At 48.5% G+C, this 19,319-nt stretch carries 17 protein-coding genes; 7 read left to right on the top strand and 10 right to left on the bottom strand.

The window, feature by feature from the left end:
• Positions 1-183: 183 nt before the first annotated feature.
• Positions 184-291: a hypothetical protein gene (locus NT073_RS33355; protein ID WP_366107235.1), complete on the top strand. Its 108-nt coding sequence runs from the start codon at positions 184-186 to the stop codon at positions 289-291.
• A gap of 150 nt (positions 292-441) precedes the next feature.
• Here the strand turns inward: NT073_RS33355 and NT073_RS10150 are convergent, their stop codons facing one another.
• Both NT073_RS10150 and NT073_RS10145 read right to left on the bottom strand, forming a co-directional pair.
• Positions 442-1,830, bottom strand: a complete 1,389-nt coding sequence (locus NT073_RS10150) for a TolC family protein (protein WP_297372590.1) — start codon at positions 1,828-1,830, stop codon at positions 442-444.
• 42 nt (positions 1,831-1,872) lie between these two features.
• A complete protein-coding gene (locus tag NT073_RS10145) occupies positions 1,873-2,484 on the bottom strand; it encodes a TetR/AcrR family transcriptional regulator (protein WP_297372588.1) in 612 nt (203 codons plus the stop codon).
• 577 nt (positions 2,485-3,061) lie between these two features.
• On the opposite strand from NT073_RS10145, the gene NT073_RS10140 reads away from it, so the two are divergent.
• The 3 genes from NT073_RS10140 (at position 3,062) to NT073_RS10130 (ending at position 6,660) form a co-directional block, all read left to right on the top strand.
• A complete protein-coding gene (locus NT073_RS10140) occupies positions 3,062-3,682 on the top strand; it encodes a thioredoxin family protein (protein ID WP_297372586.1) in 621 nt (206 codons plus the stop codon).
• A gap of 124 nt (positions 3,683-3,806) precedes the next feature.
• Entirely contained in the window at positions 3,807-4,358 is a 552-nt protein-coding gene (locus NT073_RS10135; RefSeq protein WP_297372584.1) for a hypothetical protein, read from the top strand.
• A 181-nt stretch (positions 4,359-4,539) separates the two neighbouring features.
• A complete protein-coding gene (locus NT073_RS10130) occupies positions 4,540-6,660 on the top strand; it encodes a peptidylprolyl isomerase (protein WP_297372582.1) in 2,121 nt (706 codons plus the stop codon).
• A 170-nt stretch (positions 6,661-6,830) separates the two neighbouring features.
• Here the strand turns inward: NT073_RS10130 and rdgB are convergent, their stop codons facing one another.
• The 3 genes from rdgB to NT073_RS10115 form a co-directional block, all read right to left on the bottom strand.
• Positions 6,831-7,409: an RdgB/HAM1 family non-canonical purine NTP pyrophosphatase gene (gene rdgB / locus NT073_RS10125; protein WP_297372580.1), complete on the bottom strand. Its 579-nt coding sequence runs from the start codon at positions 7,407-7,409 to the stop codon at positions 6,831-6,833.
• Between the two features lie 63 nt (positions 7,410-7,472).
• Entirely contained in the window at positions 7,473-8,387 is a 915-nt protein-coding gene (locus tag NT073_RS10120) for an FKBP-type peptidyl-prolyl cis-trans isomerase (protein WP_297372578.1), read from the bottom strand.
• Positions 8,388-8,503: 116 nt separating this feature from the next.
• Positions 8,504-9,535 (bottom strand): bifunctional oligoribonuclease/PAP phosphatase NrnA, encoded by a 1,032-nt coding sequence (locus tag NT073_RS10115; RefSeq protein WP_297372576.1) that lies wholly within the window; start codon positions 9,533-9,535, stop codon positions 8,504-8,506.
• A 193-nt stretch (positions 9,536-9,728) separates the two neighbouring features.
• Between NT073_RS10115 and NT073_RS10110 the strand changes: the two genes are divergently transcribed.
• Complete coding sequence (locus tag NT073_RS10110; protein WP_297372574.1) at positions 9,729-10,148, top strand: nucleoside-diphosphate kinase; 420 nt, start codon at positions 9,729-9,731, stop codon at positions 10,146-10,148.
• Positions 10,149-10,202: 54 nt separating this feature from the next.
• Here the strand turns inward: NT073_RS10110 and nth are convergent, their stop codons facing one another.
• The 3 genes from nth to NT073_RS10095 form a co-directional block, all read right to left on the bottom strand.
• On the bottom strand, positions 10,203-10,850 hold the full coding sequence (gene nth / locus NT073_RS10105) for an endonuclease III (RefSeq protein WP_297372572.1): 648 nt from the start codon (positions 10,848-10,850) through the stop codon (positions 10,203-10,205).
• Positions 10,851-10,979: 129 nt separating this feature from the next.
• Positions 10,980-11,231, bottom strand: coding sequence for a hypothetical protein (locus tag NT073_RS10100; RefSeq protein ID WP_297372570.1), 252 nt, complete (start codon positions 11,229-11,231; stop codon positions 10,980-10,982).
• Entirely contained in the window at positions 11,206-11,805 is a 600-nt protein-coding gene (locus tag NT073_RS10095; protein WP_012930482.1) for an RNA polymerase sigma factor, read from the bottom strand. The genes NT073_RS10100 and NT073_RS10095 overlap by 26 nt, the downstream gene beginning before the upstream one ends.
• 498 nt (positions 11,806-12,303) lie before the next feature.
• On the opposite strand from NT073_RS10095, the gene NT073_RS10090 reads away from it, so the two are divergent.
• Positions 12,304-14,484 (top strand): tetratricopeptide repeat protein, encoded by a 2,181-nt coding sequence (locus NT073_RS10090; RefSeq protein WP_297372567.1) that lies wholly within the window; start codon positions 12,304-12,306, stop codon positions 14,482-14,484.
• Here the strand turns inward: NT073_RS10090 and NT073_RS10085 are convergent.
• Positions 14,481-15,053, bottom strand: a complete 573-nt coding sequence (locus tag NT073_RS10085) for a hypothetical protein (protein WP_297372565.1) — start codon at positions 15,051-15,053, stop codon at positions 14,481-14,483. The two genes, NT073_RS10090 and NT073_RS10085, sit on opposite strands and share 4 nt — an antisense overlap.
• A 174-nt stretch (positions 15,054-15,227) precedes the next feature.
• On the opposite strand from NT073_RS10085, the gene lpdA reads away from it, so the two are divergent.
• Complete coding sequence (gene lpdA, locus NT073_RS10080) at positions 15,228-16,688, top strand: dihydrolipoyl dehydrogenase (RefSeq protein WP_297372800.1); 1,461 nt, start codon at positions 15,228-15,230, stop codon at positions 16,686-16,688.
• A gap of 206 nt (positions 16,689-16,894) precedes the next feature.
• On the opposite strand, the gene NT073_RS10075 is transcribed toward lpdA, so the two are convergent.
• Positions 16,895-19,306: an alkaline phosphatase family protein gene (locus NT073_RS10075; protein WP_297372564.1), complete on the bottom strand. Its 2,412-nt coding sequence runs from the start codon at positions 19,304-19,306 to the stop codon at positions 16,895-16,897.
• Positions 19,307-19,319 lie beyond the last annotated feature (13 nt).

Genomic DNA, 19,319 nt, shown 5'->3' with positions numbered 1-19,319 from the left:
TCAATTGTTTACTAAGACACTTTTGTTAAGTTGTGTTTGTTTCTTGGCTTGTAAGTCATTACTACCGTCAATCATGAACCAGATCATCACAATACATCCGGATATTCAGAGTGGAACACCAGTTTTTTAAACACGCGTGTTCCGGTTAAAAACTTGTTCGACTATGTTAAAGGTGGTCATACTGTGAATGAGTTTATTGACGATTTTCCTTCCGTTAAATACGAACAGGACCTGGCTGTACTGGATCTAGCCGTATCAACCGTAACACTTAATTTTGCTGCGCGTGCCTAAACTTCTGTTAGACGAAAACTTGCCTAAAAAATTAAAATATCGCTTTGGCGAAGGGTACGAGATGGCGAGCTACTTCAGGCGATAAGCCAGGGTGGTATCGAATATCTTGGGTGTTTTAACGGACTATAGCTTAATTGAACGATAGAAACTTCATTGCCCAACGGCCACGACGCGGTCCAGGGCTGCCCGTTTTACGAGTACATCCATACGCGCCAGTGAGTGCTGAAGCTGGGCCGTCAGCCGGTCGTTCTGGTAGCGCAGAAACTCGATCAGCAGCGATTGGCCGTTCCGGTATTTGCTGTCAATTACCCTGAACGTCTGGTCGGCGTTGATCATCCCGCTCTGCGTAGCGGCCAGACTTTCGGTGGCTGCATTGAGGTCGTAATAGGCCTGTAATACCTGCAACTGAATCTGTTGCTGCACTTCTGCGAGCCGCGTTTGCAGCGCGCTGGCCTGAATTTTAGCCTGTTGAATCTTCGACCGTTTTTCGTATCCCCGGAACAGATCCCACTGCAAACCTACCTGTGCTACTACGTAGGCCTGGTTCTGGAACGTGTAGCCGAAACCCTGGAAACCCGTATTGGCACCCACAAAGACATTTGGGATGTTGGCGTTGGCCTCGGCCAGTTTTACCGCCGTTTGAGCCGCTCCCAGCGAGCTTGTTACCTGGCTGAGTTCCTGCCTACCCAGCAGGGCAGTCCGTTGTAAATCGACCACGTTTTCCGGCGACTCGGGCAGGATTCTCGTGAGCGAAGAATCGACGTCGATGTGTGCCTGCAAGTCGCGGTTGAGCAGAAAGTTGAAATAAGCGCGGGCTGTTTCGCGGTTTTTCTGTGCCACTGCCAGCTGCTGATCGAGCTTGCTGGTTTCGTAGCGCGCCGAGGTCACCACCTCTTTAGTTGCCACGTTATTCCGGACCAGCTTTTCGTTCAGGCGGGCCAGCTCGGTAAGCACCTCACGCGAACTCTCGAAAATACGTATAGCATCGAGCGTTTGCAGATACTGATAGTAAGCCGTAGCGATAGTGTACCGCAATTCGTTTTCAATAACCCGCCGACGGGCCTGCTGTGAGGTGAGTAATTGTTTTTGAATAAGGTAGTTGTACTGAATATCCGTATTGAAAATAGCGTAGCTAACACTGAATTTGGTGTCATGAAAGTTGTTGGGTGCCAGCAACTGATTAACGTTTTCGATGTTTGTCGGGAAACGGTCGGCACCGGTAAGTTGGTTGAGGGCTTTGTAAGCGGGGTTAAGCAGATCACCCACCGGAAACTCCAGCCGTCGGCCACCAGCGGCCAGCGAATAGGTCGGACTGAAGGCCACCCGTGGGTAAAACAGCGATTTCGCCTGATTAAGGGATTCCGTTACGCGGCTAATCTCCAGCGACTCCTGACGGATTGCCAGGTTGTTGGTAAGACCTTCGCGAACGTATCCTTCCAGTACCGCCGAAACATTGGTTGAAGCGGGCTGTGCAGCTATCGACAGCGGGATTAGTAGTCCCAGATAGCGAATGTATCTGGTAATAAGACTTGTAATCATGGGTCAGTTAATGAACAGTGTTTAGTGGTAGGGTAAAAAATTTTATAAGCCTTTCCGTAGCGTTTCGCAGAACAGATTGAAAGCATCGTCCATAATTACGGGGACATCGCATTCGGCAAACATGCCCAGCCGTTTCCGCAGAAACAGCGCGGTATAACCGTGAATGCTACTCCAGATCATCATCGACGTTGACTGAACGTCGTGTTTTTGAAAAATACCTGCATCCATGCATTCCTGTACTACCTGCATGAGCAGGCCAAATGCCTGATCGCCTTCCACCCAGTCTTCTTTATCGAGCTTGTCCATAGGGGCGGTCATGATAAACATCAGGTCGAATAACTCCGGATTCTCCACCGCAAACCGGATATAGGAGCGCCCCATCTCGACCAGTTTTTCGAAGGGGTCACTCAACAAACGCAACGGCTGAAACTCGGCTACCATTTTGGCGAAACCGCGCTGGTGCAGAGCAAACAGCAGTTCATTCTTGTCTTTGAAATACAAATAGATCGTAGCGGGACTGTACTCAATTTTATCGGCAATGTTACGAATGCTCACCTTATCGAACCCATTAGTTAGAAACAACTTCAGGGCCTCTTCCAGAATAAGCTGCCGCATCTCTTCCCGTTCCCGTTCTTTCCTTTCTGTAATTCCCATTGATCTGTTAATTAACGATGCAAACTTACTGAACAGTGTTTAGCAAACAAGGAATAATCTATAATTTTAAAGTCAGATTGAGTAAACGGTAGCACCGATACCTACGAATTTAGAGCCGTGTAGGGCTTACGTAAACCAATATGCATGATTGCATGTCCGCAAAAGGCCTATTCGGTTAAATATGCTGCCCAGCAAAACTTGACGCATAGCGCACGCTCAACCTACCCTCTTGCGGGCTAATTTCTGGTTGCAACTTCTCATTATTCCCAAGGACCAATCCACTAGAAGAAGGATTGAAATATTACTGGAAGTTGGAGTCTCCCCGTGGTCACATATAATCCTGAATTTAATCCATTAGAAGAAGGATTGAATCGGAGGGGGCCTGATCGCATAACTGACAAAGAATAATTGCAGTTTATCCACGGCAAGAAGAGTTAAGGCGGATTGCCACCACGTTTCGCCGTGTTAGAACCGCTGCGCTTAACTTGCTCTCCGCACAACACCCCCGTTTATTCGGGGATACGTTAATCTTTCTGCTAGGTTTGTTATCTAATTACTAAACGTATCGAAAATCGCAATGAAAGCATTCATAAGCTGGTTATGTACCGCCATCCTGATTTTACAAAGCACGCTGGCTATTAGGGCGCAGAATCCGAAAGGATACAGTCTGGGCGATGTCGTAGCTGACTTTCGGCTTAGGAATGTGGATAGCCGCCAGATTACCCTGGCCGATTACAAGGACCAGCGGGGCGTAATTGTTGTTTTTATGAGCAACCACTGCCCGTTTGCGAAAGCGTACGAAGATCGTCTGATTAACCTCGATCGGAAATTCGCGACGCAGGGCTATCCAGTGCTCGCGGTCATGCCCAACGACCCCAAAGCCTACAGCGACGACTCCTTTCAGAACATGCAGGCTCGTTCGCGCGAAAAGAACTATCCCTTTGCCTATGCAATGGACGAAACACAGGCAACCGCCAAAGCCTTTGGCGCTACCCGAACCCCCGAAGTGTTTGTGCTGAAACAAACGGGAGGGCAGTTCATCGTTGAGTACGTAGGAACCATTGACGATAGTCCACAGGACGGAAGCAGCGTGCAGCGTCGATACATCGACGAAGCCGTCAGTAGTCTACTCGCTGGCAAGCCGGTGCAGTCGCCCATTACTAAGCCCATCGGCTGTGCCATTAAGTGGAAAAATTAATACGAACGGGCGATAAAAGCATTGTCGGCTTTCATCCCGTCGGGGTTCCCGGCACAACACAAACCAGATTTCTGGCATACCATTTGCCAACTAGTTTGTAAGAATCAACTTACTCAATACGATTATGATTAAACATCCATTAACACTGACACGCATTAAACAGACCGCTGGTATCCTTATGCTGGTAGCTTCACTGGCTTTAGTACAAGCCTGTGGTTCTGACAACAAGAATGAATCCCGGACCGAAGATGCCCTCGAAAAAACAGGCGATGCTATCTCTGCCGATACAAAAGACGCAACGGCTGAAGCTCGGGAGGACTTGAAAGAAACTGGTGATAAAGTCGAAGCCAAGTCCGACGAAGCAGCTGCCGATTTCCGGCGCGAACGGGATGAAGCAGTGGCTAAAATGAACGTACAGAAGGATAAACTGGATGCTAAAATTGACGAGCTGAAGGCTAAAGCCGACAAACAAAGCGATAAAGCAAAGGCTGAAACGGATCGTCAGCGCGAAAAGTTGGAAGAGCAGCGGAAAGAACTGGGCGAAGATATCGACCACGCCAAGAACGCAACGGCTGATGCCTGGAAGGATGTGAAATCAGGTTTTAAACAGGCCGGTCGCGAAATAGGCGATGCCTTTGATAAAGCAGGTGATAAGCTGAAGCGGGACAACGACTAGATAACGCGTTCTTGTTTAGGAAATTGATAAGGTGCTGGCTTTCATAGAAAAGTCGGCACCTTATTTGTTAAGAGGACTGTAGAGCCTTTTCCTCAGATTTGAGGATAGATATACAATTAGCTCTTGTATTCCAACGGGGAAAATTGTTATTTTGCGGGCTAAATTGACTGTTAAAAGCGAAATGTCTGTCATTAATAAGATCAGAGAACGTTCGGGACTGGCTGTTGGTATTATTGCCGTCAGTTTGATTCTGTTCATTGTGGGTGGTGACTTGCTCGGAGGCCGTAGTTTGCTCTTCGGCGGAAATCAGCAAGAAGTTGGTGAGATTGCCGGCCAATCCATTGATTATCAGGAATTCAATGCCAAGGTAGACGAACTTAGGGCGCAGTTTGAACAGCAAAGCGGCCGGGCTCCTGTCGATCAGGATCTTGTACAGATTCGGGAACAAGCCTGGAATCAGCTATTGTTTGAAATTGCCTATCAGAAAGAGTTCGACAAGCTGGGCCTTCAGGTTACGAGTGAGGAACTGGTCGACATGGTACAGGGTAACAACATCAGCCCCGCCGTTCGTCAGGCGTTTACAAATCCGCAAACGGGTGTATTCGACAAAAGCTCCATTATCAGTTACTTGAAAGGGCTCAAGAATTTACCGGCTCAGCAGCAGGCTGCCTGGGCCAGCTTCGAGAAAAACCTGGCTTCCGATCGGCTTCGTGAAAAATACGAAGGCCTGATGCGCCTGTCGGTTTTTGCCACCACGGCCGAAGCTCAAAAAGAATACCAGGCGCAGAATTCGAAAGCCAATGTAAAATTCCTGTTCGTACCGTACTACACCATCAACGACACGACGGTGAAAGTGACGGATTCGCAACTGGAAGATTACCTCTCTAAACATAAAGATGAGTACCCCGGCTCCGACAGTCGGTCTATTCAGTACGTAACGTTTTCGGTCGCACCGTCTAAAGAAGATAGCTCGGCTCTGTATACGCAAATCAAATCACTGGCTCGTGGCTTAGGTGCTGCCACCAACGATTCTACATTTGCCCAGCAAAACAGCGACGTTCGGGTGCCGCTTTACCTGACGGCTGGCGAGATGCCGGAACAACTTCGTGCCGCTATTCCAACATTTGCCCCCGGTGGTATTTATGGTCCTTTCCGCGAAGGCAACACATATTTCATCTATAAGTACGGCGGTACTAAGAGAGATACCAACTTCACGGCCCGCGCCAGCCATATCCTTATTCAGACGAAAGGGTTGGCCGACTCAGCAAAAGCCGATGCACGTCGCCGGGCAGAAGGTATCCTGAAGCAGATTCAGGGTGGTGCCAGCTTCGAAGCGTTGGCACAGACCAACAGCGACGATGGTTCCCGGTCTGTTGGTGGCGACCTTGGTTATTTCAAGAACAATGGACAGATGGTGAAGCCGTTTGAAACGGCCGTATTTGGTGCTACATCGGCTGGTCTTATCCCTCGCCTTGTCGAGACCGAGTTCGGTTACCACATCATCAACGTGACACAGCCTAAAACAAACGTACTTTATCGCATTGCAGCCATTGGCAAGGCAATCACGCCAAGCCAGACTACGCGCGATGAAGCGCTTCGCAAAGCAGATCAGTTTGCATCGGACGTACATACCAAAGAAGAGTTCGACGCCAAGGTAAAAGAAGATAAATCGCTGGTCGTTGCTACGGCAGATCGTATTCCTGAAGGCGCTAACCAGATCAATGCGTTAACGGGTTCGGAAGTGCGGCAGATTGTTCGCTGGGCGTTTAACGACAAAACGGATATAAACTCAGTCTCTGAACCGTTTGAAGTAGGTGATCAGTATGTAATTGCGGTCCTGACTAACAAGACCGCCAAAGACAAAGTGAGCATCAACGATTTCCGTAATGAGCTGACCGCTAAAGTTCGTAACGAACTGAAAGGTGAGCAGATTATCAGCAAGCTTGGTAATGCCAGCGGCACATTGGAATCCATCTCGCAGAAATACGGAGCCGGTGCTCTGGTCGAAACCGTTGAGGATATTAACCTGGCAACGGGTTTCCTCCGCAGCGCTGGTGTTGACCCCGTTGCACTCGGAAAAGCGTTTGGTCTGAAGCCCGGTAAGCGTACGAAGCCATTTGCTGGCGAAGGCGGTGTTCTTATAATGGAAGCCGTTTCACTGACGCCTGCACCTGCTGTTGCCGACTATGCGCTATATAAGACACAAATTCAGCAAAACAACACCCAGCGTGTTGGTTTCTATATTAACGAAGCCATTAAAGATGCGGCCAAAGTTGAAGACCGCCGGGCTAAGTTCTATTAGTCTTTATAAAAAGCATTCATAAAAAAGCCCGATCCTGGTTTCAGGATCGGGCTTTTTTATGAATGTACGGACATGCCTATTGCTCAACGCGGGTAACGATTACTATGTCTATCGTTGCTAGTAGTTGAACATAGTTACAGACTATGCCGAGCGATGAGTACAATAACCATTCACTTAATCTGATTCTGCAAATACGTAATCATTTTAGCCAGCGCCCTTGACCGGTGACTAATCAGGCCTTTTTCATCAATTGTCATTTCGGCAAAGGTGCGGTCGTAGCCATCGGGCTGAAAGACGGGGTCGTAGCCAAAGCCCCCGGAGCCACGAGGTTCCGTTACAATCTGTCCCTCAATGATGCCCTCGAACTGGTGCTCAACGCCGTGTAGCACCAACGTAAATACGGTTATAAACTGTGCTTTGCGGTTGGGCTTATCGGTTAAATTGGCCAATAGCTTCTGAATGTTCTTCTCACTATCCCGGCTACCGGAGTAAAAGGCCGAATCGACGCCCGGTTCGCCGTTCAGCGCGTCGACCTCCAGGCCGGAGTCATCGGCAAAACACGAAACACCGAAGTTTGTCCAGACGTAATCGGCTTTTTGGCGTGAATTACCCGGAATTGTCCCCGATGTTTCTGGTAATTCATCTGTACAACCGATATCCTGAAGGGTTTTAAGGATAAAGTAGTGGCCGAGTTTCGCGGAGACTTCGGCTAGTTTATGTTGATTGTTGGTGGCAAAGCAGAGTTCCATAGTAAACAAAAAAAGCCGTTTGCAGTGATAACTGCAAACGGCTTGCGTAGAATATCGGAATACTTACCGGCCGGGCTGCGGCATACCGCCGGGCTGCCCAGGTTGGCCTTTCTGGATATCGATCAGATCAATATCGAACAGCAGAACGGAGTTTGGTGCGATACCCTGATTACCACGGGGGCCGTAAGCCAGCGTTGAAGGAATAATCAGCGTAGCAGATTCACCTTTGTGAAGCTTGCTTACGCCCTCTTCCCAACCGGGAATAACCATGCCAACACCAATCTGGAACTGAGCTGGCTTGCCACCCGCCTGTGGATTTGTGCGTGAACTATCGAACACTTTGCCGTCCAGCAGTTTACCAGTATAGTGAACCTGCACGACATCACCTTTATTGGGTGTCGGGCCAGTACCCGGCTTGGTAACTACGTAATAGACGCCCGATTCTGTTTTTTGAGCTTTACCTGTCAGACCGTTTTTCGCGATGTAGTTTTCGATAATTTTCGCGTCAACGCCTTTCTGCTTTTCAAAGTCAGCAGCTTGTGCTTTCTTGTACTCATCTTCAGTCTGTACATTCAGGATTTTCACCGCAATACCAATATCGGTTCCTTTCTGCACACCCGGAGGCAGGGGTTGCATGGCTTTGGTAAACAGCGAATCGGCACTTACATAGAACGTTGCGCTATCGCCTTTGCCCAGCATCGTGAGTCCTTCTTCGTACGATCCTTTGAAAGGTGGTACCTGCAGTAACATCTGGAACGGAGTGCCTTCTTTGTGCGTATCGCGCAACACAGAATCCTTGTTGTTCATCAGGGTCAGGTGCAGCGTCAGAATGTCGCCAACTTTACCTTTACGGTTCCCTTCGGTTTGCTCATGAATAGTGTACTTCAGGCCGTTGTCCGTCACCTGTTGGCGGTTTTTACCGCAGGCCGCTACAACAGCGACGAGTAGGGCGGCTTTCCCGAAATTTTTAAGAGACATGTGAGATTACTTGGTTTATACGTAAGATGTTTACGGTACTGGGACAATGTTTACGGGAATACTCGGACTGTATCGGCTTACTACCGTAAACTATAAACCGATTACCGTAAATTTTTCTATACTGTTTCCAGCAACAACTGCTGATATTCGGGTAATACGGTCAGAAGTTTCTGCTCCGTTTCGGCAAGGGATAATTTGGTTCGTCCACCGGCTGCGTTCCGATGGCCTCCGCCATTGAAATGCTTGTTGGCCAAATCACGAACGGAAAAGTTACCTATAGAACGAAACGACATGCGAATTTCATCATTCCGGTCGATTAAAATAGCTGCCATGACCACGCCATCAACCGCCAGTGCATAATTCACCATCCCTTCTGTATCGCCGGTTTTCGATCGGTACCGCTTCAGTTCGGCATCGGTGAGGGTGATATAGGCAAACTTATACTCAGGCAATACCTTAAGCTTTTCGTTCAGGACATACCCTAGCAGCCGAAACTTGTCGAGGGTTACGTTGTCAAAAATGCGCCGGTGGATGCTGCTGACGTCAATCTCCAAATCTACCAGTTCGGCCGCCATGCGGTGAACGTTGCCCGTGGTGTTTGGATGTCTGAACGAGCCGGTATCGGTCATCAGGCCGGAATACAGGCATTCCGCAATCGGTATATCGATTAGATGTTTATCACCCAGGGCCACAATCAGCTGGAATACCAGTTCTGCCGTTGCGGCAGCTGTTGGGTCCCACAGAGCCAGATCGGCGAAGGATTCCGGTTCGAGGTGGTGATCGATAAGTATCTTGCGGGCCCGCGACAGGCGAACCATAGGTGCCAGATCCCGGATACGGTCGAGCGCCGAGAAGTCGAGGCAGAAGATTACATCAGCCTGTTCGAACAATTCACTGACCGACACACGTACTTTCTCGTCAAACGCAATAACGTTTTCGTTGCCGGACATCCAGTGTAAATTCTGGGAGTAGTCTGTCGGTGTAACAACCGTTACCAGATGACCTTTTTTACGAAGGTAGCCCGCCAGCCCCAGGGATGATCCCATAGCATCGGCATCGGGATTCTGGTGGGTAGTAATCAGCACGTTCTGGGCGGCTCCGCCAGGCGGTAGTCCGATAATCGCGCCAATCGCGTCAATATCTTGCATATACAGATGGCCTTAGCCACAATCGAAACTCAAAAGTACGAATAATACTAATTCCGACATCGGTAAAATCTTACCTTTGCCCCTGATCCGCGCAGGAGAGTCGTACAAATCGTCTTCTGGGTAAACTGAGGGCGATCGCTATACACAATAGGAGTGCTCGCAAAAAAATAAACTTCGAATAGAAAAACTTAGAATGGCAACGAACCGAACGTTCACGATGATTAAGCCTGATGCCGTAGCAGACGGGCATACGGGTGCAATTATTAAGATGATTGAAGAAGCGGGCTTCCGCATTGTCGCGATTAAAAAGACCGGGCTAACCAATGAGCGGGCCGGCCAGTTTTATGCGGTACACAGCGAGCGTCCATTTTATCAGGGCCTTTGCGACTACATGTCGTCCGGTGCGATTGTACCGATGATCCTGGAGAAAGAAAACGCCGTTGCTGACTTCCGTAAACTCATTGGCGCTACCAATCCGGCGCAGGCCGAAGAAGGCACCATCCGGAAACTGTACGCCAAGTCGATAGAATCCAACGCCATTCACGGCTCCGATTCAGACGAGAACGCAGCCATCGAAGGCAGTTTCTTCTTTGCAGCAACGGAGGAATATTAGTGTTAGGAGCGAGGAGTTAGGAGGGCTTAGGCATGTTATGCTACCGGATGGCTCCTAACTCCTCACTCTTTTTTCAAAATACTTACAAAACTCCTTCAACGCACATTCTTCACACTTGGGCGAACGCGCTAGGCAAACGTAGCGGCCGTGTAGGATAAGCCAATGGTGCGCTTTAGGAACGTGTTGTTTGGGAATGTGTGCCATCAGGGCCTTTTCTACGGCCAAGGGTGTATTGGCCGTTAACGGGGCCAGCCCAAGCCGGTGCGACACGCGAAAAACGTGCGTATCGACGGCCATCGTCGGTTCATTATAAACAATAGATAGAATTACGTGGGCCGTTTTACGCCCTACGCCGGGTAGCGTTTGTAACTCGTCTACCGTTGCCGGGATTTCCCCCCCAAACCGATTCATCAAGGCGTTAGCCATCCCAACCAGGTGTTTTGCCTTGTTGTTCGGATACGAAACACTCCGTATGTAGGAGAACACTTCCTCTACCGAGGCCGCAGCCAGCGACTCCGCTTCCGGAAACCGGGCAAAGAGGGCCGGTGAAATCTGATTAATTCGTTTATCTGTACACTGGGCCGACAGAATCACCGCTACTAATAACTCGTATGGGTTGCTGAAGTGGAGTTCCGTTTTAGGGTCGGGATAGTGTTCTGTGAAATACTCAATGAACCGTCTGAATCGTTCCTTTTTTTGCATAGTTGTGTTGTAGCATAGCCGCAAAGTCGTGTAGCCGTGGGCTAAACTGTAGCTGGTTTAATTGCGCTACAGCTTAGCCCACGGCTATGCGGCCTTCCGGCTACGTTACATAGAAAACCCGTCTGCCTGTTACGAGTGTCGTACTTTAGCAGGCGGGTTTGCCGGATGATTTTTTGAATAATTAAGAATTGACTGAACCGTATTGACACGGGGCTGACGTTCAATTTTGTTCATCAAAGCCCGCAGTTCGAGGGCTTCGAGGAAAAACGTCATCAGGTCCGGCTCGGACATTAGAGCATCTTCAATGAGCAGGCTTTCCTCGGGTGAGGTCTCCTCATAGACATACCGGACTACATCATCTTGGGTAAATGTTTTTATCATAACTCGGCGAACGTTTGCTCAGTTGTTTGCGCAAATTGATTAACGCATAACGCATACGTCCCAATGCCGTGTTAATGCTGACGCCGGTAGCATCGGCAATCTCCTGGAAACTCATTTCCTCGTAGTGCCGCATTATAAGCACCTGACGCTGTTGTTCTGGCAATCGCTGTATCAACTCGCGCAAATGCTCGTGTGTTTCCTGCCGGATTTGAAGTGATTCAACGGAATCCTCCGCAAACTCAAGCGTATTGAAAACACTGCTTCCGTCTTCAAACACCACACTGGGGTAGCGTTTATCTTTTCGGAAATAGTCAATGGCCAAGTTGTGAGCAATTCGAATGATCCAGGGTAGAAATTTTCCCTCCTCGTTATATTTACCCGACTTAATGGTGTCCACGGCCTTGATGAACGTGTCTTGCATTAGGTCTTCCGCAATATACTGATCTTTAACAATCAGGTATATAGTGGTGTAAATTTTCGATTTGTGCCGTTGCACTAATTTAGCAAAGGCTTTTTCATTACCACGGATGTACAGGGAAATCAACTCACTGTCGTTTACCTGGGCTTTTTCCATTTTCAGTAAGACAATTAGGTAACGTAGAGCAGTGTTCCGATAGTGTATGGGGGAGTTATGTTTTTTGAAAAATTTCCTTGTTCCAGCCTTAAAAGTAATAAAAAAAGGCATTTAACTGCAACTAAATTAAGCAAAAAATCTGCCAAACGTTACTTTTTCCAGCAAAAAAAAATCTTTGTAAGGAGTTAAAGAAGCAGACCGGCCTTTTTCTGCAAACCTAGCTTATTCTTGGAAATAATTGTACTTACGTTGGTTTGCTTAGCTTAGATTCCTAAATCAGGAATTTAGTTTAAACGTATTTTAACTTTTTTTACATCGGTCGATGCAGACCGTTAGTATTCTGCGTTTACCGTCTTTCTGCTTACGTCAAACTAATGTTACCGATGCATCCGTAGCGTCATTGTAAGGGCGAAAAGTTTAGGCAAACCATTGATTTGCTGCACTAAATTCTTACTTTAGAGCCCCTTAGAAGCTGGTCGGTAAGCTGATAAGGACCCTATGAAATCACATTGTCTCGGTATCCTGTTGCTGGGTTGGTGCACTGCCTGCTTCGGACAAGTGCAATCAAAACTGCCGGAATTGAATTTCGACCGGCGGGGCGATGCCGTTTACATGGACAGTTTATTGACCCTTGGCCGCTCACATCGCCAATTTACCGCTACACTGCCTCGTGGCCTGAGTACAGATACCGCACGTTTGGAAGGGCTCCGGTTCATGGCTCTTGTGTTTAAACAGATGCGTGGCGAGCAGCACGATAGTAGTTTTATATACGCCACTCAACTGGTCGATCAGGCCTTACGCTACCATAATACGTTATACGCCGTGCGGGGTATGATGTTGCAGGAGCATTACCTTCGAACGGTTAAAGGCGATTATCCGCAGGCACTTCGGATCAATCAGCGGGCGTCGGAGTTATGCGCCAAGCTGCCTCATGAAAGTTCGCCACGCTGGCAGGTGCAGATGAACATGGGCGATATTTATCTGCTCCTGAAAGAATATGATAGTGCGCTCCGCAGCTACCGCCTTTCACAAAGCCTGCTGGGTTTCAATACATCATTGACGCCTAAAAACCGTAAACTGCTGATTAGCCAGGCCGTTACCCAGATTGGTGAGGTGTTCGAAATACGGGGGCAGTATGAACAGGCTCGACAGCAGTATGAAGCCAGTCGACAAATGGCGATTGAAGCGCGCTCCCAGATAAATGTAGCCTATACGAATGAACGATTAGGTGATTTCTTTCTCAGCCGTCATCAGCCCGAACAGGCCATCAAATTCTTTGACGATGCGCTTGCCGTCTGGACCCAGCTCCACGACCGGGCCGGACAAGCCGCCGTTTGGGCGAGGTTGTCCGAAGGCTATACCTTGATTGACAAACCTGATCTGGCCATTGAATTTGGTGAGAAATCCGTTGCCATAGCGCGGGAGTCGGGGTTTATTCGCATTCGACAGCTTGCCACGCAATCTCTGTATCAGGCGTATCGGCTGGCGAATCAACCAGCAAAAGCGCTGGCTATGTATGAAGAATACAGTGTACTCCGCGATAGCCTGACAAACCTCAAACGGGTTGAAGAACTATCGGCCGTACAAAAAAAATACGATATCAACCAGGTTCGTCTTGCCGCCGATAAGGAACGGGTTATTCAGCAACAACAGCTGATCAACCTGCGTCGGCAGACCGAAATTGCCCGGCTACGTGCCGAAGCGGAACGGGAGCAACTGGCTGGCGAAACCCGGATGACGCAGCTTCAACAGCGGATCGAAACAGAACGACTCAGGGCCGAAGCACAGAAAACCCGACTGGAGCAGCGGGCCCACATCGACAAGTTGAGTCACGATATTGAAGAGGCTAACCTTATGCGGGTAATTCTGGTCGGGGGGGTGGCTATGCTGTTGGGTTTTGTAGCAATCTACTACCGTAAAAACCGGCTGATCAATCGTCAGAAACGCGAAATCGAAAGCCTGAACTGGGACTTGGAGGACAAAGTGTTTGCCCGAACAGTTGAACTAAAGTTGGCCAATGACCAGTTGAGAGCCAAAAACCGCGAGATCGAAGAGGCTCTTCTACGTGGACAAACACTCGAACGCAAGCGCATGGCCGCCGATCTGCACGACAGCCTTGGTGGACTGCTGGCCGCTATCAAAACCAGTATGTCGGCGCTAAGTCCCGCTCACATGACGGATCGGGAACAGCAGATCTATTATAATCTGCTCAACATGACCAAAGAGGCCTTCGCCGAAGTCCGCTATCTGTCGCACAATTTACAGCCCGACGAGCTGGAAAAGCAGGGCCTGTCGGAAGCCCTGATGCGGTTGGTCAATAAGCTCAACGTTACGCAGAAGATTGTTTTTCGACTGGATAATGCCGAATTGCCACGTTTGGATAAGACCGCCGAGTTCAACCTGTATTCAATCTGCATTGAGTTATGCAGCAATATTCTAAGGCATTCAGAAGCGACCGAAGCCGATATTCTGTTCCGGCGGTTCAACAATGATCTGAATATGATTGTAAAAGACAATGGCTGTGGCATGAACCCGGCCAACGCAACTGGCATGGGGCTTCATAACATTCAGGCTCGAATGGACCTGATTCGGGGTCGTTACGAGATTCACTCCGAAGCGGGTGAAGGGACGACATTTATTTTTATTCTACCCGTCTCACCCAATTTAACAACGGCTTAACGCAGGACTTTTCCGTTTACAAAAAACTCATTTTTGTCGAAAAGAGGAAGTTTCTGAAAACCTGACACGGTGTATTCCTGCAGGCCCCATTGCTTACCAACTGTGGGGCCGCTGTTTAGCACGAGATGTCGTTCTGAAGCGTATAGCGGATTCCTGGTTTGTAAAACGGCTTCAATCCGGCCTGGCTTGCGGGTGGTCGAGTCTAACCGCACCAGGAGTGACCGCACCGTCAACCGCTCTTCCGAATTTTTCAGGGTGTACTGGTAGGTCAGCGAATCGGGACGGTTTATCTGATAACTGCTGCGGAGTGCAGGCTTGTTGATATCGGCCTGCGTAAACAATTCCAGTTCACGGCTCCAGTTGATTTCATTCGTCGTTTGCAGATTACGCTTTTCGTTGATGGCGACCGTCTTGCTGGTAAGGGGTTTGCGGGCCGATAAGTCCGTAATCTGCCCTTTCACATACGTCAGCACATCATAGTACACATCCGGTTGATTTTGCTGAGCAGGATTGGTACAGCCATTGAGTAACAGGAGAGATAGCAGAAAAACGGGATAAACGAAGCGCATAAAACAGGTCAAAACAGCCGTGGAAGAGATAGGCCTTCCGGTACCACCAACACGAATTTTTACAAATCGGTTTGGGCAATCAAATTCTGAACCAAATTTGCAGTCAGAACGCTTTCTAAGTAAACAGTTTGCGGTTTGGTATTTGGTGTTTACAGTTGCCTGTCAGGCGAATAAATTTCCTGCGGGCAATTAAACAAACGTCAAACTAGAAACCACAAAAAAACAACCTTATTCATGGAATACGATGTTATTGTGATTGGTTCGGGGCCGGGGGGCTATACAGGTGCAATCCGTTGCGCTCAACTCGGACTGAAAACGGCCATTATCGAGAAATACCCATCCTTGGGCGGTACCTGCCTGAACGTAGGCTGCATTCCATCCAAGGCGCTGCTCGACTCGTCGGAGCATTATTACAATGCTGCGCACACCTTTGCCGAACACGGTATCAAACTGGCCGACCTTCAGGTCGACTTGGCGCAGATGATTGCCCGAAAAGGCAGCGTGGTTGAGCAAACGACGAAGGGGATTGCCTTTCTGATGAAGAAAAATAAAATCGACGAGTTACACGGCGTCGGTTCGTTCGTGGACCCGCATACCATCAAAATCACCAAAGACGATGGGTCGGAGCAAATTATCAAAGGAAAAAATATCGTGATTGCCACGGGCTCGAAACCGATGTCGTTTCCGTCTATGCCCATTGATAAAAAACGGGTGATCACGTCTACCGAAGCGCTCACGCTTCAGGAAATCCCCAAACACCTGATCGTGATTGGGGCGGGCGTAATTGGGGCTGAGTTAGGCTCGGTGTACGCTCGTATTGGCTCGAAAGTGTCGTTTGTGGAGTTCGCCGATTCGATGATCCCAACGATGGATAAAACGATGGGTAAAGAGCTTCAGAAGTCCATCAAAAAATTGGGTGCCGATTTCTACTTCAGCCATAAAGTTACCAAAGTTGAAAATACCGGTCAGGAAGTCGTTGTGAATATAGACACGCCAAAAGGCGAACAGATCACCCTCACCGGCGATTACTGCCTAGTCTCGGTAGGTCGTCGTCCTTACACGGATGGGTTGAATCTGGAAGCAGCCGGTCTGAAAACCGACGATCGGGGTAAACTCGAAGTAGACAACCATCTCCGCACCAGCGTTCCCCACATTTACGCCCTTGGCGACGTAATTCGGGGTGCTATGCTGGCCCATAAAGCCGAAGAAGAAGGCACATTCATTGCCGAAACCATCGTCGGTCAAAAGCCACATATCCACTATCGGCTCATTCCGGGCGTGGTGTACACCTGGCCGGAAGTGGCCTCGGTAGGCTATACTGAAGAAGAGGTGAAAAAAGAAGGGATTCCTTATAAAGTGGGTTCGTTTCCGTTCAAGGCGCTGGGCCGTGCCCGGGCGAGTATGGACGTCGACGGGCTGGTAAAAGTGCTGGCCCACAAAGAAACCGACGAGATTCTGGGTGTTCACATGATTGGCGCCCGTGCGGCCGATATGATTGCCGAAGCCGTTGTCGCCATGGAGTTCCGGGCATCGGCCGAAGATGTGTCGCGCATGTCGCACGCCCACCCGACCTATACCGAAGCTTTCAAAGAAGCCTGTCTGGCCGCTACAGATAATCGGGCTATCAATATGTAAGTGCTTAAGGTTGCTACAAAACAAGCCCGGCTGCTTTTGGCAGCCGGGCTTGTTCTATTAGAAGGAGTATATTTAGCCGGAAATGCCTCCATGTTTTATCCCGATAATTAGGCAACAGGTAAGTATGTTGTCATACCTTAAAAAGCAGTGTCTTTATACGCCTGTTCACATCTCAATAATTTATTCATCGGATAGCGTAGGCAACATTAGCGGCTGTGCCTGCTATGGATATCCGTTAATTGCCGGTGAAGATCCTGCAAACTATGGGCATTGCTTAATACATCATCAACGATCTTAGCCCGTTCTGTCGAATTCAGCTTAGGTGTCATGTCGGCAATCATTCCCGGTACAACGTGCCGGTGGAGATCGTGAACGGGCAGGGTAGTTGCATTTGGCCGACTTCCACTTCCATCTGGTTTTGGGAAGTTTTTATCGTATGGCAGATCAAGAACGACCTTATCCGTACGTGGCTTCTGCTCACGGAATATGGCTTCAAAAGTAGGCGCATGATTGGTGCGCTCTCCCAGGCCCCATTTGGATTTAGGAATGCCCATCCAATGAAGAAGGGTACTAAGTATGGATGTAGAATCGTAAGACGTACCGGTTTCTGAACGAAATACGGTATTGGAAGTAATATAAGGCGATACCATAATGGTTGGTACCCGTATCCCCATAATGTCATTTGTAAAACCTTCAAATGAATCATTTGCCCATGGCTTTACTGCATACGGAGGTGACACATGGTCGGGAAGCCCGCCATGCTCATCAAAGGTTATCACCAGCAGCGTTTTGTCCCATAGGGGGCTACTCTGTAAGGCGGTAAAAATGTCGTTGAGTTCCCGTTCGCCAGGAATGAGATCGTTGCCGGGATGATAGGAAGTGGACCCGGTAGAAGTTACCCATTTGGGTTCTAGATAAGAGAATTTAGGCAGTGTCCCGTATTTAAGGTCGTCGAAAAACTGGTTGAGTTGCGGAGCGTAATTACCAATTACAAATGGATCATCGATTGTCGGGATCTGCCCTTTTAGGAAAAGGTTGTATGTATACTTGCATTCGATCCACTCGACTGCATTATAAATTTTAAAATCCCGAATTCCGTTTGACCACATGGTTTTCCAGATAGACGGACGGCGGGGATATTGTGACCATTCTGCGTAGGCGGCTCCATTCTGAAAGTTATTTAACTGGCCCAATGATGATCCCGTAAGTGAAAAAGCTCTGTTTACCGTAGTGCCGCTTGGCATGGAGCTGAACCAGTCATCAGAGATGGCGTAGTTTTTTGCCAGGCCGTTAAGCACAGGAATCTGCTCTGGAGAGTAGGCTTGCATTACCTCTTCAGTTCCGTTGTTATTGGCAAAGCCACCCATATCCGGTTTCTTCTTGTCGTAATAATCCTGAATGTTTTCAGAGAACATCTGGCGTAAAACATCTGAATTATCATGATAAGGATCCTGCTGATCCAGGTCCAGCGTGATGTCGTTGCTCAGTTTTCCACCGTTGTATTCTGTAATGGTGTATTCTTTACCTCTAAAAACGTTTTTAAAATTTTCGTCCACGCCACGGTAATGCCCTGGCGGGCCAATGAGATTGAAGTGTTCATTTTTCTTGTACAACCACCCACATATATGATCGAACGATCTGTTTTCAATCATGTAATAAATTACATGTTCAATCTTATCCCGCATAAAGTCCATTGTGCCCGATTTTACGGCAACCTTCCGGTTTACAGGAAGAAGGGTTTCTATAGCAGTGAGCGAAGTTTTACTAGTGACCTGCTTCGGCAGGGTTCCCTCTTTTACAGGGCCACAAAGTCCGTTTTTGCTCTTATAATCAAATTTCCAGAGCCGGTAATGATTGGTTGCAGGCTCCCAGTCGAGTACATAGCTACCGAGTACACAAAGTTGATGGCTCTCGTCGATACCGAGTGAATCCCATTTTCCTTTCTGAATAGGCGGAAAACTCAGTGAACCTTCGGCCTGGGGATCAAATTGCCAGATTACATAATCACTTGTTTCTGGTTTCCAATCCAGCACATACCCATCAACAAACATCAATTCATGACCCAGTTCAATCGATGTCCACGCGTTTTGCGAAGAATACGCTGCGGGAAGCGGGTCTCGGCTGGCCGGATCAAAATTGAAAAGCTGATTGGTGCCTCTGCCAGCTGTAGGAATAAAATTGAGAACGAAATTGTGCATCGATATGAGTAAAAGCTCACGGCCCGATTCGAATCCTTTTTGGGCGCCATCGGGATTTGCAAAATCCTGTCGGGAGCTGAAGAACTTTTTCTTGGCCCACGTTCCGGCCTGAACAGCAGCTTCAGACCAGATGAGTTTTTTACTTTGCGATTGGTCGGGAACATAACTTCCTAAAGGATTATCGGCATCAGGATTGAATTGCAGCAACCTGTAAGAATATTGATTGTCCTTGTTGAGCGCACTCCATTGCAGAATATAATCACCTACCTGCAATAAACTAGAATCTTTTGGAAGGCAGTTTTCGTAATTGCTGTGACGGCTTTCAAATAATGAAGGGCTATTTAAATCGATAGCCCATAATTGAAAGTTACCTGTGTCCTGATCACAGCTAATGCAGTATTGGTTGTGGGAGTTGCTCATAAACTGGTTCGTG

Origin of the sequence: Spirosoma sp. (genome assembly GCF_026391055.1) — a bacterium.
GTDB lineage: Bacteria > Bacteroidota > Bacteroidia > Cytophagales > Spirosomataceae > Spirosoma.
Note: the sequence above shows the minus strand (reverse complement) of the source record. Positions and strands in the feature narration are given on the sequence as shown.

Bases quoted from the DNA above. Each gene is read 5' to 3' on its own strand.
- NT073_RS10150 (WP_297372590.1), bottom strand. From the start codon at position 1,830: ATGATTACAAGTCTTATTACCAGATACATTCGCTATCTGGGACTACTA.
- NT073_RS10145 (WP_297372588.1), bottom strand. From the start codon at position 2,484: ATGGGAATTACAGAAAGGAAAGAACGGGAACGGGAAGAGATGCGGCAG.
- NT073_RS10140 (WP_297372586.1), top strand. From the start codon at position 3,062: ATGAAAGCATTCATAAGCTGGTTATGTACCGCCATCCTGATTTTACAA.
- NT073_RS10135 (WP_297372584.1), top strand. From the start codon at position 3,807: ATGATTAAACATCCATTAACACTGACACGCATTAAACAGACCGCTGGT.
- NT073_RS10130 (WP_297372582.1), top strand. From the start codon at position 4,540: ATGTCTGTCATTAATAAGATCAGAGAACGTTCGGGACTGGCTGTTGGT.
- rdgB (WP_297372580.1), bottom strand. From the start codon at position 7,409: ATGGAACTCTGCTTTGCCACCAACAATCAACATAAACTAGCCGAAGTC.
- NT073_RS10120 (WP_297372578.1), bottom strand. From the start codon at position 8,387: ATGTCTCTTAAAAATTTCGGGAAAGCCGCCCTACTCGTCGCTGTTGTA.
- NT073_RS10115 (WP_297372576.1), bottom strand. From the start codon at position 9,535: ATGCAAGATATTGACGCGATTGGCGCGATTATCGGACTACCGCCTGGC.
- NT073_RS10110 (WP_297372574.1), top strand. From the start codon at position 9,729: ATGGCAACGAACCGAACGTTCACGATGATTAAGCCTGATGCCGTAGCA.
- nth (WP_297372572.1), bottom strand. From the start codon at position 10,850: ATGCAAAAAAAGGAACGATTCAGACGGTTCATTGAGTATTTCACAGAA.
- NT073_RS10100 (WP_297372570.1), bottom strand. From the start codon at position 11,231: ATGATAAAAACATTTACCCAAGATGATGTAGTCCGGTATGTCTATGAG.
- NT073_RS10095 (WP_012930482.1), bottom strand. From the start codon at position 11,805: ATGGAAAAAGCCCAGGTAAACGACAGTGAGTTGATTTCCCTGTACATC.
- NT073_RS10090 (WP_297372567.1), top strand. From the start codon at position 12,304: ATGAAATCACATTGTCTCGGTATCCTGTTGCTGGGTTGGTGCACTGCC.
- NT073_RS10085 (WP_297372565.1), bottom strand. From the start codon at position 15,053: ATGCGCTTCGTTTATCCCGTTTTTCTGCTATCTCTCCTGTTACTCAAT.
- NT073_RS10075 (WP_297372564.1), bottom strand. From the start codon at position 19,306: ATGAGCAACTCCCACAACCAATACTGCATTAGCTGTGATCAGGACACA.